We start from the raw sequence: 24,252 nt of genomic DNA, 5'->3' as shown, positions 1-24,252 counted from the left end.
CCTTTAGTATTCCTAACAATGCCTAACTTTGCAGCTCTTAATTTGAGTTGATGGCTAAACTATTCAGTTTTGGGTTCTGGAATACAATTGCACGATTTATACTTCGAAATCGTCTATTAATATTAATTGCAGTAATTGGTGCTACCGTTTTTCTTGGTTCACAATGGAAACACATGCAGTTTTCTTTTACTGAAGCCAATTTACTACCAGATGATCACCCTATAAATATTGAGTACAATAAATTCTTAGACAAGTTTGGAGAAGAAGGTAATCTTATTGTTATTGCCACAAATGACTCAACATTATTTATACCCAAGAAATTTGAAGCTTGGAATGCCCTTACCAAAAAACTAAGAACTTACAGCGAAGTAGAATCTACAATTGGAGTTGACAACCTTAAGAGGTTAGAAAAATTTTCAGACCCAAACAGGTTCGAGCTTGTTGATGCTGCACCAAAAGTTTTAAATGCAGATTCATTAAAAAACTACGAAACTACCATATTTAACAAGCTTCCATTTTATGAAGGCTTGGTATATAGCAAGAAGACCAATACCGTACAAACCGCACTGTATTTAGACAAGGCTATTATAAATAAAAAAGCCCGTAAAGACTTTATACTAAAAGAACTCATTCCAATTATTGAGGAGTTTGAAGAAAGCCAAGACATTAATGTTTATGTCTCTGGTATGCCTTATATAAGGACCTTAAACTCACAAAACATTATTGATGAAATTGGATTGTTTGTAGGTGGTGCATTATTTGTAACCTCCTTGATTTTCTTCCTCTTTTTTAGAAGCTTTAGAGCCACTTTAATTTCTATGATTACTGTACTTATAGGTGTTATGTGGGCTTTTGGGTTCTTAGGCCTACTGCGATATGAAATTACTGTTCTTACGGCCATAATACCACCTTTAATCATTGTAATAGGAATACCTAACTGTATCTTCCTTATAAATAAATACCAACAAGAAATTAAAAATCACGGTAATAAAGCAAAGTCTTTACAACGTGTAATTACTAAAATTGGTAATGCAACTTTAATGACAAACGTAACTACAGCTTCTGGTTTTGCTACGTTTATACTTACAGACAGCACACTTCTTAAAGAGTTTGGTGTTGTGGCTTCAATAAACATATTAGCCATCTTCCTGTTAAGTCTTTTAATTATACCTATACTGTATAGTTACTTACCAATGCCTAAAGAAAAGCACCTTGAGCATTTGAATAAACGTTGGGTTGAAGGTTGGGTAAATTGGATAGAAAACATTGTGCGCCATAAACGTATAATGATTTATATAGTCTCTATAATTCTCTTAGTAACAAGTATTATAGGAATTTATACCATAAAATTATCAGGAAGCCTACTTGAGGATATGCCTAAGGAAGCTAGCTTTTTTAAAGACATTGAGTTTTTTCAAGATGAATTTGGTGGCGTTATGCCATTAGAAATTCTTATTGATACTAAGCGCAAAAATGGAGTATTAAAAGCTGCCACACTTAAACGTATGGATCAACTTCAAGAGCTTTTAGTTGATGTTCCTGAACTTTCTAAACCACTCTCTGTAGTGAGTTTGGTAAAGTATACAAAACAGGCTTATTACAATGGTAATCCTAAGTATTACCAATTGCCAACTTCTCAAGAGCGCAACTTCATCTTACCCTATACCAAAAACTCATCTGCTAACGGTAATATATTAAGCACTTATGTAGACTCCACAGGACAGTATGCCCGCATGACTACGTTTATGAAAGACATTGGTACAGAAAAAATGGAGCGCATAGAGGAAGCGTTATGGCCTCAAATTAATAAGATATTTCCAGAAGACAGGTATGATGTAACATTTACAGGTCGTGCATTAATCTTTCAAAAAGGAACTACGTATTTAGTAAACAACCTTGTGCTTTCACTATCATTAGCCATCTTACTAATAGCTGTTTTTATGGCTTGGATGTTTAGGTCTGCTAGAATGATTTTTGTATCACTAGTACCAAACCTATTACCATTATTAGTAACAGCTGGTATGATGGGCTTTTTAGGCATTCCTATAAAACCTTCAACAATTTTAGTATTTAGTATCGCATTTGGTATTTCTGTAGATGATACTATTCATTTCTTGGCAAAATATAGGCAAGAGCTCAAAGCAAACAACTGGCGTATTAAGAAGTCTGTTTATGCAGCTTTAAAAGAAACCGGTGTAAGTATGTTTTATACATCAATTGTATTATTCTTTGGATTTTCAATATTCATGATTAGTAATTTTGGAGGCACAAAAGCGCTTGGAGGCTTGGTTTCTGCTACGCTACTTTTTGCTATGCTTTCTAACCTTATTTTATTGCCTGCGCTATTACTATCTTTAGAAAAAGTGATTGCAAATAAAGAGGTTATGAGAGAACCATCTTTAAGGATAATTGCAGAAGAAGAAGATATGGAAGATGTAGAGAATGAAAAATCTACTTCTTAAGCATAGGTTTAACCTCTTCTAATTTACTTGGCATAATCCAAGTGGCGTGTCCAAAATAATCCCATTTGGTATTTGCAAGATCTACATTAGGGTCTGTAAATTGCTGATAAGGCCTACCATTTACTTTTACTCGAGAATTTACATACACCGCTATATCCTTGCCTTTGGCAGCATATTCACTCTTAAGACGTTGTGCAAATTGCCACATACAATCTGGTTTGGAAGACACTGTCCTAAGTTGTTTTCTAGTCAAGTAGTCTTCTAAATTTACTCGGGTTCTTTTTCCTGTATCCTTTTCTTCAACCACAAAAGAAGTGCTTCCTGATTTACTTCTCAACATCATTCTCCAGCTAAGTCTATGGCCTTCTTCGGTCCACAAAACATTGTCTGGTATTACCCAATGCCTTAATGGCAACCCTATCTGAATAATAAACCAAACTCCAGTAATACAAATAAGGATTGGTTTATAGTTAGGTATAATAATTTCACCTTCAGAATAATGAGGTTTTCCTTTTAAAAATCTTTTGTTTATCGTTTCTGTCGTGAAGAAAAATAAAATAAATGCTAATGAGAGATAAGGAAAAATACCTATTTGAAAAACAAAGCTATTAAACAAATGAAAAAATACACTCGCAATAACTATAAACCAACGTGTACGTTTAATTAGCAATAGTGGTATAACAAGTAAGTCGAATAATATACCGGTATATGCAATACAATAATGTACCCAATCCTGTTGAAGAAAGTCTCCAACCAACCAATAGTCTTTCTTACCTCTCATAAGGTTTTCTGCTACGGTTGCATTTAGCCAATCTGGGTAAAGTTTAGCCACTGATGCGTAGGTGTATACAATCCAAAGCTGAACTATTATAAATAGCACAACCCATCTTGGCATTTTAATCTTCTTAATGCTAGGTTTTTTCCAAGCATCTACACTAGCCCATCTGTGCGCAGGTAAAAAGATCATTATAAAGCACAACAACATTAATAAATAATAATGATTATTATATGAAGACTTTTGCATTAAATATACACACGCCCACATAACTGTATAGCAAGACATGCTAAACCTATACTTATAACCTATCATTACCAATACCCCAAAAAGTCCCATTAATGCGTAGTAATAATACATACCATCTCCAGGTAAAGGCTGTAAGAAATCTAAGCCGATAAAATTAAAGGTTTGTTGTGGTTCAATTAAGGTGCGCTTTATCCAACCTGTAAAAATAGCTCCCCAAGCTTCTAACGTAATGAGTAGCCCAAATATCCATCTAAAAACGATAAGTGCACTGTTGTCTATTTGCTTAAAGAGGAGTTTATTGAGGTTCATGATAACGTTTCAATATAATTGATTGATATTTTCTCATCGTTCTGCATCGCTTCAATAAGTTGGTCTACGCTCGCAAATTTCTTTTCATCTCTAATACGCTTAAGCATTTGTATGGTCATTTTACTTCCATACAAATCAGTATCCATATTAAAGAAATAGGTCTCTATTGTTTGAGATTTACCGCCAACTGTAGGGTTAGTCCCAATATTCATCATTCCAAAGTATGTGATTCCTTTAAAGTTTGTTTTAACAATGTAAACTCCATTTTTAGGAATTAGCTTATAGGCTTCTTCAATTTGAATGTTTGCTGTGGGATAGCCTAAGGTCTTACCAATTCCTTTACCCTTTACAATAGTACCGGTTAACATATATGGTTGTCCTAAAAAAGCATTTGCTTTCTCTATTTGTCCTTTTTGCAACGCAGTTCTTATCTTGGTAGAACTCACAGCAACATCATCAACATCTTGCTTTGTAATCTCCTCAACCACAAATCCATACTGTTCTCCAAAGTCTTTAAAAGTGCTTATATCTGCGGTACGATTTCTACCAAACCTATGATCATAACCTATTATAATTTTTTTTGCTTTTAATTGATTCACTAAAATGTTTTCTACAAATTGTTGAGCCGTTAACCTACTAAACTCTTTTGTAAAAGGATGTATAACTAAATGATCTAAGCCTAATTGCTCTAATACGGTTGTTTTTTCCTCTATAGTATGCAACAACTTTATTGTGTTGTCTTGCTGTAACACCATTCTTGGGTGCGGAAAAAATGTAAGGATAACAGAATCTAGTTCAGCCTGATTAACCAAGCGATTTACTATTTTTTGATGCCCTATGTGTACACCATCAAAAGTACCAATTGTTACAACGGTATTTTTAGAACCTGAAAATGTATTAGCGTTTGTGTGTTGCTCCAAAATTATTTGCCGTTAAATGTATTCATTGTGATAGATACGCCTGCAGTGCCAAAAGATTTTATAAGTTCTACAGAGGTATCTAAGCGTTCTTTCATCTGTGATTCTTCTTCCTCACTCCATTCACCTAAAACGTAGTCTACCTGCCTTCCTTTAGAAAACTCATTAGATATCCCAAACCTAAACCTAGGATAACCAACTGTTTTTAGCTGTGCCTGTATATCTTTTAATCCATTATGACCACCATCACTTCCTTTAGTTTTTAAACGTATAGTACCAAATGGTAAGTTTAAGTCGTCTGTTATAATTAGTAAATTACTGGTTCTAATTTTTTCTTTCTGCATCCAATAATTTACAGCTTTTCCACTTAAGTTCATAAATGTAGATGGCTTAAGCAGTATAAAGGTGCGTCCTTTAAATTTATAGGTTGCAGTGTCTCCTAATTTATTAGGTTCAAAAACAAGATCTTCTTGTTCTGCTAAATGGTCTAATATCTTAAAACCAATATTGTGTCTTGTATTGTGATATTTTGGCCCAATATTACCTAGGCCTACAATCAAAAATTTTCGCATAGGGTCAATTTCTGGTGAAGCGTCTTTTGGTTTACTAAAAAGTCTTCCGAAGAATGCTAACATACTTCTGTAAAAATAAAAAACATCCGCCATATGGACGGATGTTTTATGATTTGCTTATGAGATTTAAGACTATTCGTCTGTTCCTTCTTTAACTGCAGCAACATCGTCTGTTTCTGTAGCTGGAACATCTCCTGGTGCCACTTCATCCTCATCATCCTCATCATCAAGAGCTGTAATGTTACGAGATGTTTTAACTTGGCAAATTACCGTGTTATCTGGGTGAAGAATTTTGTAATCGTCATTTGCAACTTCAGTTACATATAACTTGTTACCAATTTTAAGTTTAGTAACATCTGCAACGATATAATCTGGTAAGTTTTTAGCTAAACCTTTAACTTTTAAACGTCTTAGGTTAAAACGTAAAACACCACCATTCTTAACACCTTTTGCTACACCTTCACTGTGGATAGGAATTTCCATAGTAATAGGACGACCATCTACAATTTCGTAGAAATCTACGTGTAAGATAGCTTCTGATACTGGGTGAAACTGAAGATCTTGTACAATTGCATTGTACTTTTCTCCATTATCTAATTCAATTACGACAGTGTGTACATCTGGCGTATAGATAAGGTTTCTGAACTCTTTTTCTTCTGCTGAAAAATGTACAGGTTTTTCTCCTCCGTATAATACGCAAGGAACCGCTTCAGCATTACGTAGGGCTTTAGTTGCCTTCTTCCCTAGGCTTTCTCTTTTCGATCCGTAAATCGTAATTGACTTCATATTAGTCTATTTTGATTAATTAATAAATTACATTACAAATGTCGAACTAATCGACTTGTTGTGGTGTACTCTTGTCATAACCTCTGCAAAGAGTTTAGCACAAGACACCACTTTTATCTTATTGCTTTTTTGTGTTAGAGGGATTGAATCTGTAACAATTAATTGTTCCAGTTTAGAATTCTCTATACGTTCATAAGCATTCCCAGATAAAATTGGGTGTGTACATATTGCTCGTACACTTTTTGCGCCACGCTCCATCATTAAATCTGCAGCTTTTGTTAATGTTCCAGCAGTGTCTACCATATCATCTACAAGGATGACATTCTTGCCTGTAACATCACCAATTAGCTCCATATGCGAAATAACATTGGCCTTGGCACGTTGTTTATAACAAATAACAACCTCACTTTCAAGAGCTTTGCTGTATGCATATGCTCTTTTAGAACCTCCCATATCTGGAGAAGCTATCATAAGATTGTCTAAGTTTAAATCTCTAATTTGCTCCAAGAAAATTGTTGAAGCAAATAAATGATCTACTGGCCTTTCAAAAAAGCCTTGTATTTGGTCTGCGTGAAGGTCCATTGTAATTATACGTGTTGCTCCAGCAGTCTCTAGCATTTTTGCTACCAATTTTGCCGCAATTGGCACTCTTGGTTTGTCTTTTCTGTCTTGTCTTGCCCATCCAAAATATGGCAATACTGCAGTTATATGTCTTGCAGATGCACGTTTAGCAGCATCAAGCATAAGTAACATTTCCATTAAGTTATTAGGTCCAGGATTTGTAGACCCAATAATAAAAACTCTTGTACCTCTTACAGACTCCTCAAATGAAGGCTGAAACTCACCATCACTATAAGTTGATGTTATAACGTTACCAATTGGCACACCGTAATGGCTTGCTATGTTTTCAGCTAGTGTTTTACTTTGTGTACAAGCAAAGATTTTTGCTTCTGTAGTAACCTCTGGCATATTGATTTTGAGTTGGTTAAGCTTAAGTTTTCAAAATGAGGTGCAAAAATAGGTAATTCTTTGAGTTTAAGGTAAAAGAATGTGGTGAAATTTAAGGTTACCTATAAAATAATTTGTTAATTTTGCCGTCCATTAATGCTCAAGTGGCGGAACTGGTAGACGCGCTGGATTCAAAATCCAGTAACTTCGGTTGTGCGGGTTCGATTCCCGCCTTGAGTACGAAAACCCATAACAGCAAATTCTATTTGTTATTATGGGTTTTTTATTGAAAAGTACTTTTTAATCATTCTTCAGAAATAGCTGTTAACGTATCTACTATAGATTAAGTACCTTTATAAGCTCCAATTAAACTATTAAAAACAATGAATCAATTACAGCTTTTTTTTGAGCTTGGTTTAACTCACGTCTTAGATATTAACGCCTACGATCATGTATTGTTCTTTATTGTATTAGTAGCTGTGTATTCATTTAAGGAATGGCAAAAAGTTCTTGCTCTGGTTACGCTGTTTACAATTGGACACACACTCTCATTAATAGTATCATCATTCGGTATTTTTACGGTTGACAGCTCAATTATAGAGTTTTTAATACCCGTAACCATTATACTAGCAGCTGTTTACAATTTAAAGATTGCGGATAAAAACACAACTGCCAGAAAACATTATGGTCAATACATTGCGACGCTTTTCTTTGGGTTAATACACGGTTTTGGGTTTTCAACGTATTTTAAAATGATAGCTACTGGAGATCAAAAAGTTTTGCCATTAGTAGGGTTTGCAGCTGGAATAGAAGTATCTCAAATTCTTGTAGTATTAGCCGTTCTAGGAATTAGTTTTGTTTGCCAGTCTTTATTAAGCATAAGTCGCAGAGATTGGATTATTGTTTCCTCTTCTATAGTAATAGGTATAGTTTTACCTATACTTTTTGAAAACTGGCTTTGGTAAGCTCTTAAATTCTTTTTTATAATAAATCTATTACTTTTAAAAAGTTTTAAACCCACTTAAATGTCTCAAAAAAAACAACTTAAATACGACAAAGCCTATTTACGCATAGCTAGAGAATGGGGACAGCTGTCGCATTGTAAACGAAAACAAGTTGGCGCGCTTATTGTAAAGGATAGGATGATTATAAGTGATGGGTACAATGGTACCCCAACTGGTTTTGAAAATTATTGTGAAGATGATGAAGGCTATACAAAATGGTATGTATTGCATGCAGAAGCTAATGCCATTTTAAAAGTTGCCGGAAGCACACAATCCTGTAGGGACGCAACATTATACATAACAATGTCTCCTTGTAAAGATTGTAGCAAACTCATACACCAATCTGGCATAAAACGCGTTGTATATCAACACGACTATAAAGATAACTCTGGATTGAAATTTTTAGAAAAAGCTGGCGTCCTTATAGAACATATTTCTAATCCAGACGACTAACACAAACAACTTGAAATTTTACAAAAAATCTTATCTCCCACTTTTTTTAGGCATAGCCTGTGCTTTTGGAATATTTCTAGGCGCAAAGCTTAACTTCTCTAACGGAAGCGAAAGCCTTTTTGCCTCTAACCCTAAAAAAGAAAAACTAAACAGACTTATAGATTATATAGACTATGAGTATGTAGACCAAGTTAATACAGATAGCATTGTAGATGTTACTGTAGATGGCATCTTAGAAAATTTAGACCCACACTCAACATATATACCTCAAAGCGAATACAAAGCAGTTGCCGAAAATATGAAAGGAGACTTTGTAGGGATTGGTGTTAGTTTTTACACCATAAGAGATACAATTTCTGTTATAAATACTATTGAAGGTGGCCCAAGTGAAAAAAGTGGTATTGTTGGCGGAGACAGAATACTTTATGCAGACAATATAAAGCTATTTGGAAATAATGTAACTAACGATTCTCTTTCAAATTTTCTAAAAGGGAAAAGAAATACAAATGTAACGCTTACGGTTTACAGGCCTAGTGAAGACAAAACCTTCAAAACCACAATTAAGCGAGGTGATGTTCCCCTAAAAAGTGTTGATGCCTTTTATATGCTAACAGATGAGTTGGGATATATAAAAATGAACCGCTTTGCAGAAAGCACCTATACAGAATTTAAGCAGGCACTTACAACCCTACAACAACAAGGCGCCACAGAACTGGCTATAGATTTACGCGGAAATCCTGGAGGCTATATTGGTCAAACCACTAAAATTATAGATGAATTTTTAGAAGACGACAAGCTTATCCTTTTCACAAAAAACAAAAAGGGCAAGGTAGAAAACACCTACGCTACAAGAAGCGGAAACTTTGAAGATGGTGGTATTTATGTGCTTATTGATGAAACATCTGCGTCTGCATCAGAAATTATAGCTGGAGCCATACAAGACAACGATAGAGGATTAATTATAGGACGCAGGTCTTATGGTAAAGGATTAGTGCAACGCGAAATGGCACTAGGAGATGGTAGCGCTGTACGCCTTACCATTGCACGTTATTACACGCCTACTGGAAGAAGCATCCAAAAACCTTATGAAAATGGGAACGACGCTTACTTTAGTGATTACTTAAACAGATATAAAAATGGCGAGCTTATTAGCCAAGACAGTATAACAGTTGCAGATTCTTTAAAGTTTAGAACACCAAAAGGTAAAATTGTTTATGGTGGCGGCGGTATTATACCAGATATATTTATACCTAAAGACACCTCATATGAAAGTGAAAGTATTCGTTTTTTATTACGAAGCGGCTTTATGAACAGGTTTGTGTTTAATCTTTTAGAAAAAAACAGAGACTTTTATACGAGTTTAAGTTTTAATGAATTTGTAGAGAAAGAACTTATTACAAATGCTACAGCTCAAGAATTTATAAACTATACGGCAAACCAAGGATATAGGCTACAAGTTAAAAATCATTTACCTGATCTAAAACGTTACCTAAAAGCAACAATGGCACAACAATTATATGGCAGTAATGCTTTTGAGAAATTAGTAAATGAAGATGATGCGTTTATAAAGAAGGTAATTAAGATATCTACCGAAGATGCTAGTCGATTTTTAGACTAGTGGCAACCACAGTCATTTTCACCACAACCAACTTTAGATGCTTTTGGCTTTAAAAAAGCTGGTTTCCAAATAAACTTGCCCACTAAATACATTACAGCTAAACTAGCTGTGATTATTACGAGTATATTCTGCAATTGTTCCATCTCTTTAATTTACTATTTTAATAATTGAAAAGCAACCAATGCTGCAACGTAAGCAATAGCTGTCATTATACCAAGTTGTAATACCGGCCATTTCCAGGTATTGGTTTCTCTTTTAACTATTGCCAAGGTACTCATACACTGCATGGCAAAAGCATAGAATAACAACAAGCTTATTCCGCTTGCAAGATTAAATAAAGGTCCTCCTAAAATTGGGTTCACTTCTGCAGCCATACGGCGTTTAATCGTTTCTTCTTCATCACTACCAACACTATAAATTGTGGCCAATGTTCCTACAAATACTTCTCTTGCTGCAAAAGAACTTACAATAGCTATTCCTATTTTCCAGTCATAACCCAAAGGACTTACTGCAGGTTCAATAAACTTACCCATAATTCCTATATAAGAATTTTCAAGTTTATAAGAGGCAACGTGTTTATCTATCTCATCTTGTGTAGCATTTGCTGCAGCTATATTTTCAGTAACGTAAGTTTCTGCATTTTCAAATTTTTCACCAGGACCATAACTAGCTAATACCCAAAGTACAATACTAATTGCTAGTATAATTTTACCAGCACCTACAACAAAAGATTTGGTTTTTTCTATTACATTAATAGCCACATTTTTAAGCATTGGCAGCTTATAGTTGGGCATTTCTATAACAAAGTAAGTTTTACTTTTAATTTTAAGAATTTTATTAAGGATAAATGCAGAAAATATAGCCATTCCAAATCCCAAGAGATAAAGCAACATTAAGGTTAACCCTTGTAAATTGAAGAATAAGAACTTCTCTTCAGGAATCACCAAAGCAATTATTATAAGATAAACAGGCAACCGTGCAGAACACGTGGTAAATGGCACTACAAGAATTGTAATTAACCGTTCCTTCCAACTTTCTATATTTCGCGATGCCATAACAGCAGGAATGGCACAAGCAGTACCTGAAACTAATGGAACAACACTTTTACCACTAAGGCCAAATCGTCTCATTATTCGATCCATTAAAAAGACCACTCGACTCATATACCCACTTTCTTCCAAAACAGAAATAAAGAGAAATAAAAAGGCAATTTGAGGTATAAATATGATAATACCTCCTAAGCCAGGTATAATTCCTTCACTTATAAGGTTTGTAAATGCACCAGCTGGCAATACTTGTTTAACCCATTCGCCCAAAGAGGCAAATGTGCCATCAATAAAATCCATTGGGTAGCTAGACCAGTCGTAAATAGCTTGGAAGATTAACAACAAGATTCCAAAGAAAATAAGGTACCCCCAAACCTTATGGGTTAATATCCTATCTAGTCTTGCTCGAAGGTCTTTAGCATTCTCTTTATCCACAGTTAAACCTTCTCTTAAAACGCCATTTATAAATTGATATCTTAAAATGGTTTCTTTTTGCTGAAGCCGTTTAAGAGTGCTCGTGTTTTCAGTTTTAAAAGAGGCAATACCATCTGGCCTTTTTCTATCTATTTTTCCGAAGTTTACATCCTGTGTAATCACCAACCATAACTTATAAAGGGATTGGTTAGGAAATGCTTTTTTTAACCTGTCAAAATAATCTGGAGCTATTACAGATGCATTTACACAGGGCTCGTCGGAAATATGTTTAAAATTTGTGATTAACTCTTTAAGTTCTTCTATTCCTTCTTTTTTACGGGCACTAACTAAAGCAATCTTAGTTTTAAGCTGTTTCTCTAAAAGAGGAATATCAAGACTAATGGCTTTTCGTTTCATACGATCTGCCATATTAATCACTAAAATTGTTGGTAAACCTAAATCTTTTATCTGTGTAAAAAGTAATAGATTTCGCTTTAGGTTTTCAACATCACTAACTACTACCGCAACATCTGGGTAATCTTTATCGTTCTTATTTAATAACAACTCAATTACCACATTTTCATCTAAGGATGAAGCGTTTAAGCTATAAGTACCTGGAAGATCTAAAATATGGGCTTTAAGGCCTCGTGGCAATTTGCAAATACCTTCTTTCTTTTCTACAGTAATACCTGGATAGTTTCCTACTTGTTGATTTAAACCCGTTAAATGGTTAAAGACAGATGTCTTTCCTGTGTTTGGGTTTCCAATAAGAGCGACGTTGATGTTTTTGGGCATTACGAGATAATATCTATTTCAATATTTAAAGCTGTTTCTTTTCTTATAGCCAAATGGCTCCCATTTATATTAAGATACATAGGATCCTTAAATGGCGCAGTTTGTACCAATGTTACTTCATTGCCAGGCAAACATCCCATTTCTAGAAGCTTTAAAGGAATAACCTCTGCAGAAATATCTTTTATGATACCGCGTTGGCCGCGTTTTAAATGAGCAACAGTTACTTTCAACTTTTTTATTTAGATTGAATTTAGATAAGCAAAAGTAGTCGATTTATAGTGGTTTGGAAAATATAATGAGATAAACTTCTATAACTACTCTACTTCTCGTTCTAAAATCTTAATATCTTCTAAAATCTCAGTTATACTTTCTGGCTTAGTCCCATCATAAAAGCCACGTATACGCCTTTGCTGGTCTACCAAAACAAAGTTTTCGGTATGTATCATATCATAAGGACCACCGTTGCCATCTGTTTTACTTGCCAAATAACTTTTTCTGGCTAAATCGTAAATGTCTTTCTTCTTACCAGTTACTAAATGCCATTTAGAATTTATAACACCTTTCTTTTTTGCGTATTTTTTTAATTGAGGCACACTATCAACTTCAGGTTGTACGGTATGTGACAAGAGCAAAACATTATCGTTGTTAAGTAGCTCTTCTTGAAGGTTAGCCATGTGATCTGTCATTATAGGGCAAATAGTTTGACAGGTAGTGAAGAAAAAATCTGCTACGTAAATTTTATTTGCAAAGACCTGCTGGGTAACTATTTCTCCGTTTTGATTTATGAGCTCAAAATCTTTTATTTTATGATACTTCCTTACATATTGTACAGTAGTATCTACCAACTCAACATTAACATCTGCAGGCTGATAAATTGGCAGCTTTTTTGTTGGTTTTAAAACGGTATAAAATGTGTAGATAATAATTGCTGAAAGCACAAACATCACCACAAAAAACCACTTGTATTTTGAAAAAAACTGAAGCATCTGAAAATTATTTGTGCAAAATTACAATCCAGCAACATATTTTGTAACACAGATTGCTAAATCTTTACTAATTAAATGTCTTTAAAAGAGACATAAATTCTGAAAAGTTTACTTTTGCACACTAAAATTTAGACAACACTATGGAAATGAGTCCATTCTTTATAAAAGCTATACAGTTATTACTTAGTTTATCACTATTAATTGTCCTACATGAATTTGGACATTACATTCCTGCTAAAATCTTTAAAACTCGAGTAGAAAAGTTTTTCCTATTCTTTGATGTGAAGTTTGCTCTTTTCAAAAAGAAAATTGGCGAGACAGTTTATGGTATCGGCTGGTTACCACTTGGAGGCTATGTTAAAATCTCTGGTATGATAGATGAAAGCATGGACAAAGAACAAATGGCCCAAGAACCAAAAGAATGGGAGTTTCGTTCAAAACCAGCTTGGCAACGCCTAATTATTATGGTTGGTGGTGTTGTTGTAAATATTGTATTAGGGTTTTTTATATATATGATGGTTTTATTTGTTTGGGGAAGCGGTTACACTGGCCCAGAACAAATGCCAGACGGCTTATATGTTGCTGAAGAGTTTGAGCAATACGGATTTCAAAATGGAGATCAAATTTTACAAGTAAATGGCAAAGACTACGAAAACTCTTTAGCTATTAACAGAGACTTAATGCTAAGAGATGTAAATACTATAACAGTGTTACACAGTGACGGTACAAGGGAAACATTAAATATCCCTGAAGATATTGGTGACACACTTTGGCAGTCTGGTCTTACAACACCTATACAACCTCTAGTAACTGTAACTTTAGATAGTATAGGAAAAAACACAAAAGCAGATAAAGCAGGTTTTCTGGTTGGAGATAATTTAACTTCTATAAATGGAGAAAAAGTTACTTCTTTTAATGAGTTTAAAAGAAAAAGAGCAAACCTAGAAACTAATGAGTTTACTGTAGGTGTAATAAGAAACGGAGCAACACAAACTTTAAATTTAATTGCCGAAAAAGATGAGAACCTAGGCTTGTCTGCAAAGCAAAACGTAAGTATTGAAACTAAGCAATATACATTGGGACAAAGTATAACAGAAGGGTTTAGCTATGGTTATGACACACTTAGGGACTACGTAGCACAATTTAAATATGTGTTTACAGCCAAAGGTGCAACACAAGTTGGTGGTTTTGGAGCAATAGGGAACTTATTCCCAGATGCTTGGAACTGGCAGGCATTTTGGATGACAACAGCCTTAATTTCTATCATATTAGCATTTATGAACATTTTGCCAATTCCTGCATTAGATGGTGGTCATGTTATGTTTCTCCTTTATGAAATAATAAGCGGAAGAAAGCCAGGAGATAAGTTTATGGAATACGCACAACTTGTTGGTTTCTTTATTATTATTGCGTTAGTTTTATTTGCAAACGGTAATGATATTTACAGAGCTATTTTCGAATAGCAAAAAAATAAAAGAAAACATTTTGCGAGTTTAAAAATTGTTTTATATTTGCATCCGTTTTGAAAGAAACATTAGTTCTTTTTTGCAACAAGATTGTAAAAATTTTAAAATACATTCCTCTTTAGCTCAGTTGGTTAGAGCATCTGACTGTTAATCAGAGGGTCCTTGGTTCGAGTCCAAGAAGGGGAGCGTTGAAAATGAAAGAGTTACAGAAATGTAGCTCTTTTTTTATTTTCCATTGTTACACAATTGTTACGCAATTTGGTTTTTAGCAACAATTTTTGAGTATCTAAATTAAACACGCGCGCGCGTATTGTTTTGATTTTGTATGATTAATTAAATACTACAAATACAAGTTAAGTAATTACTCAACCCAGCGTGTTATAGGAATATCTATAAGAGGTATCTCTAACCTCTCATTAACATCAATTGTTTTATTTGGTTTTCCGTCTATCTGCTCCAGCATTATCTGTATAGCTTTAATGCTTTCGTTTCCGTTTCCATTAATAGCCCAGTCCATAAGCTTATACGTTATTGCATCAGTCTTAGGGAGCTTTATAGATACACTGCCGTCTTTATTAACGCTTATAACGTTCTCAGGGTCTACTCTAAGCTCTCCCTCATTCTCCAGCATATCTTTTAAGTTTTGCCTTATAGAGACTGGTCTCCCTTTCCTATTAATATTTTCAGGATTTTTACTAAACCCGTTAGAGTTAATCTTAGTACCAAAGTTTTTTTCTTTTCCCATTGTTTTAGAGTTGTTAGTGAGTTGCTATTGTACTTTTAATGCAATTCCATTAATGTCGGTCAATTCAAATTGCTTTACGAGTTCCAATACATTAGGGTTAATGCAAGCAAGTTTTTTCAATATCTTTTCACTTGTTGAATAAATGCGGTTTTCACTTTTTTTAACCGTCTCATCTTGTTCCAGTTTTGAAAATTGTTGAGGTGTTTCAGGACTTGACTTTTTACGCTCCATTAAATACACGTCTGCCAAATCAGTTCCATCAGGATAAGCTGTTGTTTCCATCCATTGACTAACAGAAACATCTAAGCCATAACGTTTAACCTTATTAGCCTTTGCCAGCCAGTCGCTGTATTCGCTCTTATCAGGAAACGCTACAATTTCAAATCCTTTTAACGGCTTTAGGTATTCGTATTTGAAACCGTGCTTGCTTCCAGTAGCCAACCAAAGGTATTCAGGCTTAAAAATGCTCATCATTATTGCGGTCTTTTCACCTTCTACCAAAGCAATTTTTTTGCAGTTAGTTTCATTGATTAAGTGCAACCCAAACAGGCATTGTTTCAAATTGAAATCCTTTAGCTTCATTATACTGCGTACACTATTAATATGTGCTTTGCCGTTTGCATCCTTTGAACGCTTTCCAGTTGTAGCATCGTAAGCCATTACTTTTCCGTGCCTTACATTTTGCTTGTCGTCTATCTGCCAAAAGACTGTACCGCCCTCGAAATACTTAGTAGAGCCAATTAAATAACGTCTAATGGTGTCTTTAACCTCATCAGCATTAAAGATGCTTTTCAAAAATTTAATGAAATTGTTAGCCTTAAAATTACGTCCGCTTTCAATTACTAAATTATAATCGTGATAAGATGGCTTGGCTGGTGGTATGTACTCATAGTTGAAATCAGTTTTTATTTCACTTTTAGGAACATTAAAGTATCTGCATTTGCTTTCCCTGTCGCATCTGCCAAACTCATCAGGCATCACTTCGCCAGTATCAGTATCTATGAAACAAACAAAGGTTTTCTTTTGGCATTTAGGGCATCTATACTTTTTGCTCGAGGTGTCTAATATGTATCTGTATGGAGTCATTTTATTATTATGTTGGCAAAGTTGACAATTCCGACAAATTGCAGTAATAGCAATGGCTTACACTTGGCAATATTATTTTTGTATTTGGCAAAGTTGGCAATTTGCCATTTTAAAATAATTACACAATAGAATGAAATACAACGAGTTAAGTGCAAAATTGTCGAAATTGTCGAAATTGTCATTAGTGTTTCTTTTTATAGTGTCCGTGTCTGTAATTCTGAAAGAGTTTTTTCTTACTAAGGAAGCGGTCAATACTTCTACCTTTTATGGCTTTGGCTTCAAATAAAGCCAGCACTTGACTTCTTTTGAAATCATAGGGTAATTCCGTGTAAAGCTCCAACTGGTCGCCTGTAATGTCCTCCAAAGGATTGTTTACGGTTATTTTGTCATTGATGGTCAAGGCGTTTTCCCTGAAATATTCTGCAAGCCTTATGGCATTACTTAGACTTGCATTACTCAAAGATGGAGTAAAGTCTCCAAGGGTTGCCTGTTGCATCATTTCAAGCACCAAAGCTAAACGCCAAACATAGGTTTCCATCTTTGCTTGAATAGCACGCTCAATCGTATCATCAAAACATTCTGTTATCTTTTGATGTTGCCATTGCTTATAGGTTTCAACGTTGTCCGCTTTTGCCTTAATAGTCATTTCAGGAACATCTAAGAGGTTATTTATAAAACGCCAATAGTTTTCCCTGTTTCTGCCTGAAATATCTTTGCCTGTATACAGTGAGGGTTTCAAGTTTTTAGGATACACAAATAAAAAGCGGTCTAAGAAACCGTCCTCGCTTCTGTTATTTTGCGCCAGCTGTTTGATAATCTCGGGTTGCATTCCACCAATAATATTTACGTTAGTTTGCTCAATTCTAATTGGTTCTTTAGACACTCTCTCGACTGTTAATGTAGAGCCGTTGAAAAGACTCAAATACATCTGCTGGTCGCCACCCTTTTTGTATTGGTCAAAACTGTTAATCCACCTCATCAGCTCATCTTGAAATATCAGGATACCCTTTTCGCTATGCTGTAATACGTCTGCCAGCTTTTCAGGTGTGAAATCATTTAGGATAAGTTTTGAGTATCTCGGCTTTTTTCCTTTGACTTCCTGTTTTTCATATTCAGTCAATTCAGTTTTATAAAAAGTATAAGCATCACTATCTTTTTGCTCCAAAGGAGCCTTTGCAAACTCCAATGGATGAGACTTACCAACGCCACGGCTTCCAATTATTGAAATCCAAAGGATAGGCTTTGCGCTATAACTCCCATTGTATAATGAAACGCTGTTACCAATTGCTGTTGAGCAAGCCGAAAGGATGCCAGCACTAAAATAATCAGGATTGAATAGCTTTGTGTTTTCAGCATCTTTAATTAGTTCCTGTATCGCATCAGGAAATACATCTAAGGGAAACCCTTTAGTATTTTCTTTCATCTCTAAGTCTATAACATCTGCTAACATAATGGTAGTTTTAATTGGTTAGAAACAGGGAATAAATCAGGATTTGCTGTGTATTCTCCAACATTATTATATCCTGTAATTGTGCATTTACGTTTTCGTACCAATGCAATTCTACCTTCTTCACGTAAAGTACCTATGTATCTACAAATGTTTTCACGCATTACGCCTGTGTAAACATCTGTTTCTTTCATTGTCATAGGCTTTGCCATCAAAGCTGTGTAAACTTGCTTTAATTGTGCCTTAAATCGCTTATCTTTGTCTTGTCTTTTATGCAAAGGGTTGTTATTAGTGTTTCTCATTATTTCAACCCTTTTCTATTGTTAGATAAATACGCTTCGGCTTCCTGTTCAATTTCAGCGTTTGACTTGCATTTGCCTTGCTTTAGCCACGCATCAATTTCGGATTTTAGAAAATAGACCTTTTTACCTCGTTTGTGGTAAGGCACTTCGCCCCTCGAAATCTTGCTGTACCAAGTCGCTTTGGCACGTTTTTCAGGGTCGTATTTACATAGGTCATTGAGGTCAAGCCATTGTTCGGCTTGTTCGGTGAGTTTCGTTTCCTGTTTTTCAATTATCAGGCGTTTGAGTTCGCTAAATTCTTTAATTAGCTGTGTTACTCCTTGTGGTAAGGTGTCGTGAGTTAAATAGTTTTCCATTACAACAGTTTTAAATTAATACTGCTGTAAAACTATGATGGTTTTTATACTTAACTTGTTGATATTCAGTTGTAAAAACTTGCATACAAGTAAATACAACTTTGTGCAAGTGATTTACTTTGTTTCAATTATTGTTTTTAAATGTTCAATTATCTCATCACGTTGTCTTTCGTCTTCTGAAAGTAAATATTTATCTGTTGTTTTTAGAATTTGCCCTTTTTTAAAATGCTTATCTTCGAGCATTTGAACGTTATTGATATTATAACCCTCGTTTTGCAAACATCTAAAAAACACGCTTCTTTTTCCTTTTTTAGGAAATAAATCTAACTGTAATAAAGCTTCATAAAGTATTTTAAAATCTTTTCCTTTATAGCTTCTGTATTTACTTTTAATTGCATTAGCTATTTCAGTTCTTTTAGGGTGTGTTATTTGAAAACTTAAAACTTCGTCTTGCTCAGGCTTTGGCATTTCGGTTTGTAGAGGTGGTAAGACTTTATTTTCTAAATCAGGAAAGTATTTTATAATTTCTGCTTTGGTGCTTTCGATTACATTGAGCATTAAAGAATACGGGCAATACGGTTGAAATTTATTTAATTCTTTTCTATTCTCATTGTACCAATTAATGTACTTTTTTAGTCCTATAAGAAAACGATTGTTTAAGTCTATTTCTATTGCTTTCCAATTCTCATTTTCGGTAAGTTTCGTATTTAATTGTTGAGCAAACAAATCAAAGTTTATACGGGCGTTTTTCACGAAATGGTCGTATACAGAATAAGGGTTGTTTTCTGTTCTACTGTTATAAACTGCATCAATGCCCCAACGTAAAGCCATATCAATAAACCGTCTTAGCTCATACTCGGAATACCAAATTTCAATTTTCTTTTCAGTTTCATTTTCTTTGACTGGTTGTAGCTTTTCTTTTTCCTTTTGTTCAAGGAATTTTTTACGTTTATCAATGCTGTTTGTAAGGTTTTTCTTGAAATCGCAAGGCTTGTCTATTATCTTATTTAAAGGGCTAATTAAGCTATAAACAGGCTTATCAAGTTCAGTTATAAGTTTATTACAAAAGCTCAGTTCAACTTTAATAAAATCTTGTTCATCTGTATCAATATTTGAATTCAAAAAACTTTGGAGCAATAAATTATATTGCGTTTTATACTGGGAAAAAGTAAGTATGTTTTTGTGTTTATTTTCGTAGTATTCTTTAAGCAAGGATAATTGTAAATAGTTTAAAACTTGACTAATCTTAATCGTTATTTGTTCTAAGGGGTTAATGCTTTCAAGTCCTAAAAAATCTGCAAAGACTTTTTCAATAGTGAGGTTTTCAGTTCCCCATATTTCTTGAGATATATCAACTTCAAACCTTAAATATTTCTCAATGGAATTAATGTCTTTTAATTCTATTTGGTTTAGTATTTCATATTGAATAACAGATATTGACAGTTCGATATCCTGTTGTAATTCAAAAATATTATGATTGTTAATTAGCCAATCATCTTTAACAAGTCCTATCATTTGTCTTTTATACTTACGGTCGCCTTAGTCGAACCAAATAAATGTTTTGTTATTGCTGTCTATCATTGGTATTAAACGGTCCTTAGAAAAGCCCTGTTCAATTATCATTTTATTTAAATTCCTTTGAAGCTGTCTAACCTGTTCCTTTTCAGCTCCAGTAAACTTATCACTGTTCAGAATTTTAAGCATTTCAGTATCTGTAAGAACACGCTGTTGTATAAACGGCACGCCTTTTCCGTTGGTGTTAATGTTTATCATTTTATAATTGAATTAGTGATTAATGTGAAGCGTAAAAAAATTACATAGCTTTTTCAAATGCTGTTGTTAAAACGTCTGTTTGCTCTTGTATTTTATCGTCCTCAAATTGCCCTAAATAACTTTCGGTTACAGATACGTCACTATGCCCCAATAAATCGCTTATCATTGAGATATTAGCACCTGAACGCTTTAAAATAGTCGCAAAACTATGCCTTGCAAAATAGGTTGTTACTTTTTTATTTATACCTACATCTTTTGCCACTTGATTAACGTATTTATTTATGATTTTAGTTAGTTGTTGATGCGTAGCTCTTTTTTGTACTTCATTCATTTTATCGTTGAGGTGCGGAAAGATAAAAGCATCTTTGTTTATTGAGGGTTGCCCCCATTTTCTTATAATTTCAAGGCTTTGCGGTTTGAGTGCCACGGTTATTTCTTTTTGTTTCTTTTGACTTCGTTTTGTTTTAGCTCTTGAATATCTAATAATATTATCAGAAATATTACTCCATTTAAGCAAACAAAAATCCTTTACGTTCATACCATTACATAGGTATAGGAATATCCAGTAATCTCTTGCCATTTCTTTAGTACTGTTCGGCTCAATCTCAAAATGAAAAATTTTTCCAACCTCATCAATGGTTAAAGCCTTTTTAGTGTTCTCACTGGTTGGTATCGTGTATTTTTCTTTACCGAAAGGATAAGCTGTTTTGTCAATCTTTTGCTTATTGTAAACAGCCCTTAGACTTCTTAAATAAATACCTACTGTTGAAATACTGTTGCGGTTTTCAAGCATCCAATTTTCATACTTCTTTAGGAAATTTGGTGTTATGTCTGCAAAGGTTAAGTTCTTATTGAAGCTCGAAATACTATTCTTAGCACATTCATAACTTACAGCCGTACCAATTCGCTTTTCAACTTTAAGACTCTCAATGTACTTATCAAATGCGAATGAAACGCTGTCGGTCGTGTTTCTTTCATCTAAGTAGTGTTCTTTGAATGCATCAAAAGAAAAAACTTTGAGAGCTTTAATAACATCGTCTGCTTTAGACTCAAAGTATTCTATGCGATTTTTAATTTCCTTTTGCTTTGGATTTTTACGCTTACCATAGAAAATTTGCTCAAACTCATCAGGCGTTAAATCAACTCCAGTAGCAAAATATTTTCGTTTTCTGTTGAATGTAACTTTAATTTTTACAGAACATTTTCCGTTTTCTTTAGGTCTATTTCTATCTAAGTAAATTTTTGTGCTTGCTATATTCAAACCTTATTATTTATGTTGTTACACAATTGTAACACAAATGTAACACAATAAAGCAAAGAATAAACATAACAAATCAAATATTATTCACATTAAATCATTGTATTGCAAGTAATTTAAAGCATTTTTCATCGTTTGTTATTTTGGTGTTTTGTGATAAAAATATGACTGTTAATCAGAGGGTCCTTGGTTCGAGTCCAAGAAGGGGAGCTCAAAAGCCTTAACTTTTATTAGTTAAGGCTTTTTTGTTTTTACTTCAATAAACAATGTTATAATAATTATACTTAAATCGCTTCAATTCTGTAACTTTAGCGTCGCAATTAATTATTTTTCTTAAATAACTTAAACCAAACTACAGAATAATGAAAACCTACTTCAAAACTTTCTTACTCTCTACTTGTGCTGTTGCATTAGTGACTGTGTCTTGCAAAGACAACAAAGATGTTGCCAAGGCAGATGAAGGAGAACACGGTATCATCCTCTCAAACATGGATACCACAGTAAACCCTAAAGACGACTTTTACAATTACGTTAATGGTAATTGGATGAAGAATACTGAAATTCCAGACGACCAATCACGTTGGGGTGGTTTTGGTGTTTTACGTAAATCAACAGATAAAAATGTACTTAACATCTTAGCAGAAGCTAAAGAAAGTGGCAAATATGATGCAAGCACAGACCAAGCAAAAGCTTTAGCTATTTTTGAATCTGAACTGGATACTGTAGCAAGAGATGAAGCAGGTATTAAACCGTTACAGCCAGCTTTAAAATTAATTGAAAACATAAACTCTACCGAAGACTTTCAAAAAGTAATTACAGAAGAAGCGGTATTAGTTGCACAACCTTTCTTTGGACTTGCAGCATTCTCTAATCCAAATAACTCATCAATTAACTCGGCATATCTTACGCCAGGTTCATTAGGCTTACCAGACAGAGATTATTACACAAATACAGATTCTAAGTCAAAGGAAATTAGATTAGAATATGTTAACCATATTACAAGAATGCTTCAATTTTTAGGAGACTCAGAAGAAGAAGCTCGCAAACAAGCAGAAACTATTCTTAAATTAGAAACAGAGCTAGCTACACCAAGATTAGATAAGGTTGCAAGTCGTGATTTCAGAAACTTTAATAATCCTCGTTCTATTTCTGAAGTTCAAAAAATGGTGCCTGCAATTTCTTGGGAAGAAGCGTTAAAGGATATGGGAGTAGAAAAAGATGTAGATACTTTAATTGTTATGCAACCAAAGTATATGGAAGTTGTACAGCAAAAACTTAATACTGGAAATATTGATGAGTGGAAAACGTTACTTAGATGGGCTACACTTAATACATCTGCTGGTTATTTAACTACAGAAATTGAAAAAGCAAATTGGGATTTTTACAGCAAATATCTTAATGAAACTAAAAAACAACGTCCTGCAGATGAGCGCGCTCTAGCAACAGTAAACAACACAGTTGGTGAAGCTGTAGGAAAATTATATGTAGAAAAGCAGTTTCCGCCAGAAGCTAAAGCTAAAGCAGAAAAAATGATTGCTAATATTATTGAAGCATATCAAGAAAGAATTGAAAAATTAGAATGGATGAGTGATAGCACAAAAACAAAAGCTATCGAAAAATTAGACAAATTTACTGTTAAGATTGGATATCCAGACGAGTGGGAAGACTATTCAACAATGGAGGTTTCTTCAGACAAATCATATTATGACAACATGGTTGCTGTTGCTGCTTGGCAAATTAAAGACAACTTAGATAGAATAAATGAGCCGGTTGATAGAAAAGAATGGGGAATGTCTCCACAAACTGTAAATGCATACTTTAATCCATTTAACAATGAGATTGTATTTCCAGCAGCAATACTACAACCACCATTTTACGATTACAAAGCAGATGAAGCTGTAAATTATGGTGGAATTGGCGCTGTAATCGGTCACGAAATTTCTCACGCTTTTGATGATAGCGGTTCTCGTTTTGATGCAGAAGGAAATTTAGTTAACTGGTGGTCTAAAGAAGATTTAGATAAATTTACTGAACGCGGTAATGCTTTAGCAGAACAATACAGCCAAGTTGAGGTGTTAGACAGTGTTTACATAAATGGAAAATTTACACTTGGTGAAAATATTGGTGACCTTGGTGGTTTATTAGGTGCTTATGACGGACTTCAGAAATATTATGAAGAAAATGGTCGCCCTGAAAATATTGATGGTTTTACTCCAGAACAACGATTCTTTATGAGTTGGGCAACTGTTTGGAGAACAAAACAACGTGATGAAGCGTTACGTTCTCAAATTAAGACAGACCCGCATTCTCCAGGTCGTTACAGAGCTACACAACCTCTTTTAAATGTAGATGCATTTTATAAAGCATTTGATATTAAAGAAGGAGATGCAATGTATTTAGAGCCAGAAAAACGAGTGAGAATCTGGTAATAATTTTTCGGAACTTATATAAAAAACCCTAGCTATAAACGCTAGGGTTTTTTGTT

The 24,252-nt window shown here is 34.2% G+C and carries 23 protein-coding genes and 2 tRNA genes; 8 read left to right on the top strand and 17 right to left on the bottom strand.

The annotated features are described in order from the left end of the window. Window positions 1-50 precede the first annotated feature (50 nt). Window positions 51-2,462, top strand: coding sequence for an efflux RND transporter permease subunit (locus tag CA2559_RS04060; protein WP_013186573.1), 2,412 nt, complete (start codon window positions 51-53; stop codon window positions 2,460-2,462). On the opposite strand, the gene CA2559_RS04055 is transcribed toward CA2559_RS04060, so the two are convergent. The 5 genes from CA2559_RS04055 to CA2559_RS04035 form a co-directional block, all read right to left on the bottom strand. Then, window positions 2,452-3,795 carry an HTTM domain-containing protein gene (locus CA2559_RS04055; protein ID WP_013186572.1) on the bottom strand — a complete coding sequence of 448 codons (1,344 nt, stop codon included), beginning with the start codon at window positions 3,793-3,795 and terminating at the stop codon, window positions 2,452-2,454. The two genes, CA2559_RS04060 and CA2559_RS04055, sit on opposite strands and share 11 nt — an antisense overlap. After that, window positions 3,792-4,715 (bottom strand): bifunctional riboflavin kinase/FAD synthetase, encoded by a 924-nt coding sequence (locus CA2559_RS04050; RefSeq protein WP_013186571.1) that lies wholly within the window; start codon window positions 4,713-4,715, stop codon window positions 3,792-3,794. The genes CA2559_RS04055 and CA2559_RS04050 overlap by 4 nt, the downstream gene beginning before the upstream one ends. A gap of 2 nt (window positions 4,716-4,717) precedes the next feature. Beyond that, complete coding sequence (pth, locus tag CA2559_RS04045) at window positions 4,718-5,347, bottom strand: aminoacyl-tRNA hydrolase (protein WP_041240902.1); 630 nt, start codon at window positions 5,345-5,347, stop codon at window positions 4,718-4,720. Window positions 5,348-5,416: 69 nt separating this feature from the next. Then, on the bottom strand, window positions 5,417-6,070 hold the full coding sequence (locus CA2559_RS04040) for a 50S ribosomal protein L25/general stress protein Ctc (RefSeq protein ID WP_013186569.1): 654 nt from the start codon (window positions 6,068-6,070) through the stop codon (window positions 5,417-5,419). A gap of 27 nt (window positions 6,071-6,097) precedes the next feature. After that, window positions 6,098-7,039 (bottom strand): ribose-phosphate pyrophosphokinase, encoded by a 942-nt coding sequence (locus CA2559_RS04035; protein ID WP_013186568.1) that lies wholly within the window; start codon window positions 7,037-7,039, stop codon window positions 6,098-6,100. Window positions 7,040-7,176: 137 nt separating this feature from the next. Between CA2559_RS04035 and CA2559_RS04030 the strand changes: the two genes are divergently transcribed. The 4 genes from CA2559_RS04030 (at window position 7,177) to CA2559_RS04015 (ending at window position 10,093) form a co-directional block, all read left to right on the top strand. Next, window positions 7,177-7,258 (top strand) — tRNA-Leu (locus tag CA2559_RS04030). A gap of 143 nt (window positions 7,259-7,401) precedes the next feature. Beyond that, window positions 7,402-7,983 (top strand): HupE/UreJ family protein, encoded by a 582-nt coding sequence (locus CA2559_RS04025; RefSeq protein ID WP_013186567.1) that lies wholly within the window; start codon window positions 7,402-7,404, stop codon window positions 7,981-7,983. 60 nt (window positions 7,984-8,043) lie between these two features. Next, the gene (locus tag CA2559_RS04020; RefSeq protein ID WP_013186566.1) at window positions 8,044-8,475 is read left to right on the top strand and encodes a deoxycytidylate deaminase; all 432 of its coding nucleotides are present in this window, start codon (window positions 8,044-8,046) and stop codon (window positions 8,473-8,475) included. Window positions 8,476-8,485: 10 nt separating this feature from the next. Beyond that, window positions 8,486-10,093: a S41 family peptidase gene (locus tag CA2559_RS04015; protein ID WP_013186565.1), complete on the top strand. Its 1,608-nt coding sequence runs from the start codon at window positions 8,486-8,488 to the stop codon at window positions 10,091-10,093. Here the strand turns inward: CA2559_RS04015 and CA2559_RS13860 are convergent. From CA2559_RS13860 to CA2559_RS04000, 4 genes are all read right to left on the bottom strand, one after another. After that, window positions 10,090-10,236 (bottom strand): hypothetical protein, encoded by a 147-nt coding sequence (locus tag CA2559_RS13860; protein ID WP_013186564.1) that lies wholly within the window; start codon window positions 10,234-10,236, stop codon window positions 10,090-10,092. The genes CA2559_RS04015 and CA2559_RS13860 overlap by 4 nt on opposite strands. Window positions 10,237-10,248: 12 nt before the next feature. Continuing rightward, the gene (feoB, locus tag CA2559_RS04010) at window positions 10,249-12,348 is read right to left on the bottom strand and encodes a ferrous iron transport protein B (protein ID WP_013186563.1); all 2,100 of its coding nucleotides are present in this window, start codon (window positions 12,346-12,348) and stop codon (window positions 10,249-10,251) included. Next, window positions 12,348-12,578: a FeoA family protein gene (locus CA2559_RS04005; protein ID WP_013186562.1), complete on the bottom strand. Its 231-nt coding sequence runs from the start codon at window positions 12,576-12,578 to the stop codon at window positions 12,348-12,350. Before CA2559_RS04005 ends, feoB begins: the two co-directional genes overlap by 1 nt. Window positions 12,579-12,662: 84 nt before the next feature. Then, a complete protein-coding gene (locus CA2559_RS04000; RefSeq protein ID WP_013186561.1) occupies window positions 12,663-13,334 on the bottom strand; it encodes an SCO family protein in 672 nt (223 codons plus the stop codon). 146 nt (window positions 13,335-13,480) lie between these two features. Here CA2559_RS04000 and rseP point away from each other — a divergent pair, with 146 nt between their 5' ends. Both rseP and CA2559_RS03990 read left to right on the top strand, forming a co-directional pair. Beyond that, the gene (gene rseP, locus CA2559_RS03995) at window positions 13,481-14,797 is read left to right on the top strand and encodes an RIP metalloprotease RseP (RefSeq protein ID WP_041241108.1); all 1,317 of its coding nucleotides are present in this window, start codon (window positions 13,481-13,483) and stop codon (window positions 14,795-14,797) included. A 115-nt stretch (window positions 14,798-14,912) separates the two neighbouring features. Next, a tRNA-Asn gene (locus tag CA2559_RS03990) sits at window positions 14,913-14,986 on the top strand. A gap of 175 nt (window positions 14,987-15,161) precedes the next feature. Here the strand turns inward: CA2559_RS03990 and CA2559_RS03985 are convergent. The 8 genes from CA2559_RS03985 to CA2559_RS03950 form a co-directional block, all read right to left on the bottom strand. Further along, entirely contained in the window at window positions 15,162-15,545 is a 384-nt protein-coding gene (locus CA2559_RS03985; protein ID WP_013186559.1) for a hypothetical protein, read from the bottom strand. A 24-nt stretch (window positions 15,546-15,569) separates the two neighbouring features. Next, a complete protein-coding gene (locus tag CA2559_RS03980) occupies window positions 15,570-16,631 on the bottom strand; it encodes a DUF6371 domain-containing protein (protein WP_148232775.1) in 1,062 nt (353 codons plus the stop codon). 181 nt (window positions 16,632-16,812) lie between these two features. After that, on the bottom strand, window positions 16,813-18,081 hold the full coding sequence (locus tag CA2559_RS03975) for a DUF3987 domain-containing protein (protein WP_013186557.1): 1,269 nt from the start codon (window positions 18,079-18,081) through the stop codon (window positions 16,813-16,815). Beyond that, a complete protein-coding gene (locus CA2559_RS03970) occupies window positions 18,075-18,380 on the bottom strand; it encodes a hypothetical protein (protein ID WP_013186556.1) in 306 nt (101 codons plus the stop codon). The genes CA2559_RS03975 and CA2559_RS03970 overlap by 7 nt, the downstream gene beginning before the upstream one ends. Next, on the bottom strand, window positions 18,380-18,736 hold the full coding sequence (locus CA2559_RS03965; protein WP_013186555.1) for a helix-turn-helix transcriptional regulator: 357 nt from the start codon (window positions 18,734-18,736) through the stop codon (window positions 18,380-18,382). Before CA2559_RS03965 ends, CA2559_RS03970 begins: the two co-directional genes overlap by 1 nt. Window positions 18,737-18,850: 114 nt before the next feature. Then, window positions 18,851-20,251: a hypothetical protein gene (locus tag CA2559_RS03960; protein ID WP_013186554.1), complete on the bottom strand. Its 1,401-nt coding sequence runs from the start codon at window positions 20,249-20,251 to the stop codon at window positions 18,851-18,853. Window positions 20,252-20,275: 24 nt separating this feature from the next. Further along, the gene (locus tag CA2559_RS03955; RefSeq protein ID WP_013186553.1) at window positions 20,276-20,509 is read right to left on the bottom strand and encodes a hypothetical protein; all 234 of its coding nucleotides are present in this window, start codon (window positions 20,507-20,509) and stop codon (window positions 20,276-20,278) included. 40 nt (window positions 20,510-20,549) lie between these two features. Beyond that, complete coding sequence (locus CA2559_RS03950) at window positions 20,550-21,770, bottom strand: site-specific integrase (protein WP_013186552.1); 1,221 nt, start codon at window positions 21,768-21,770, stop codon at window positions 20,550-20,552. Window positions 21,771-22,129: 359 nt separating this feature from the next. On the opposite strand from CA2559_RS03950, the gene CA2559_RS03945 reads away from it, so the two are divergent. Then, window positions 22,130-24,196: a M13 family metallopeptidase gene (locus CA2559_RS03945; RefSeq protein WP_013186551.1), complete on the top strand. Its 2,067-nt coding sequence runs from the start codon at window positions 22,130-22,132 to the stop codon at window positions 24,194-24,196. Window positions 24,197-24,252 lie beyond the last annotated feature (56 nt).

Origin of the sequence: Croceibacter atlanticus HTCC2559 (assembly GCF_000196315.1) — a bacterium.
Classification (GTDB): Bacteria; Bacteroidota; Bacteroidia; order Flavobacteriales; family Flavobacteriaceae; genus Croceibacter; species Croceibacter atlanticus.
Note: the sequence above shows the minus strand (reverse complement) of the source record. Positions and strands in the feature narration are given on the sequence as shown.

Coding starts and splice junctions, on each gene's coding strand:
- CA2559_RS03985 (WP_013186559.1), bottom strand. CDS start 15,545: ATGGGAAAAGAAAAAAACTTTGGTACTAAGATTAACTCTAACGGGTTT.
- CA2559_RS04020 (WP_013186566.1), top strand. CDS start 8,044: ATGTCTCAAAAAAAACAACTTAAATACGACAAAGCCTATTTACGCATA.
- CA2559_RS03965 (WP_013186555.1), bottom strand. CDS start 18,736: ATGGAAAACTATTTAACTCACGACACCTTACCACAAGGAGTAACACAG.
- CA2559_RS04060 (WP_013186573.1), top strand. CDS start 51: ATGGCTAAACTATTCAGTTTTGGGTTCTGGAATACAATTGCACGATTT.
- CA2559_RS03970 (WP_013186556.1), bottom strand. CDS start 18,380: ATGAGAAACACTAATAACAACCCTTTGCATAAAAGACAAGACAAAGAT.
- CA2559_RS03975 (WP_013186557.1), bottom strand. CDS start 18,081: ATGTTAGCAGATGTTATAGACTTAGAGATGAAAGAAAATACTAAAGGG.
- CA2559_RS03980 (WP_148232775.1), bottom strand. CDS start 16,631: ATGACTCCATACAGATACATATTAGACACCTCGAGCAAAAAGTATAGA.
- CA2559_RS04000 (WP_013186561.1), bottom strand. CDS start 13,334: ATGCTTCAGTTTTTTTCAAAATACAAGTGGTTTTTTGTGGTGATGTTT.
- CA2559_RS13860 (WP_013186564.1), bottom strand. CDS start 10,236: ATGGAACAATTGCAGAATATACTCGTAATAATCACAGCTAGTTTAGCT.
- CA2559_RS03955 (WP_013186553.1), bottom strand. CDS start 20,509: ATGATAAACATTAACACCAACGGAAAAGGCGTGCCGTTTATACAACAG.
- rseP (WP_041241108.1), top strand. CDS start 13,481: ATGAGTCCATTCTTTATAAAAGCTATACAGTTATTACTTAGTTTATCA.
- CA2559_RS04035 (WP_013186568.1), bottom strand. CDS start 7,039: ATGCCAGAGGTTACTACAGAAGCAAAAATCTTTGCTTGTACACAAAGT.
- feoB (WP_013186563.1), bottom strand. CDS start 12,348: ATGCCCAAAAACATCAACGTCGCTCTTATTGGAAACCCAAACACAGGA.
- CA2559_RS04055 (WP_013186572.1), bottom strand. CDS start 3,795: ATGAACCTCAATAAACTCCTCTTTAAGCAAATAGACAACAGTGCACTT.
- pth (WP_041240902.1), bottom strand. CDS start 5,347: ATGTTAGCATTCTTCGGAAGACTTTTTAGTAAACCAAAAGACGCTTCA.
- CA2559_RS03960 (WP_013186554.1), bottom strand. CDS start 20,251: ATGATAGGACTTGTTAAAGATGATTGGCTAATTAACAATCATAATATT.
- CA2559_RS03945 (WP_013186551.1), top strand. CDS start 22,130: ATGAAAACCTACTTCAAAACTTTCTTACTCTCTACTTGTGCTGTTGCA.
- CA2559_RS04040 (WP_013186569.1), bottom strand. CDS start 6,070: ATGAAGTCAATTACGATTTACGGATCGAAAAGAGAAAGCCTAGGGAAG.
- CA2559_RS04025 (WP_013186567.1), top strand. CDS start 7,402: ATGAATCAATTACAGCTTTTTTTTGAGCTTGGTTTAACTCACGTCTTA.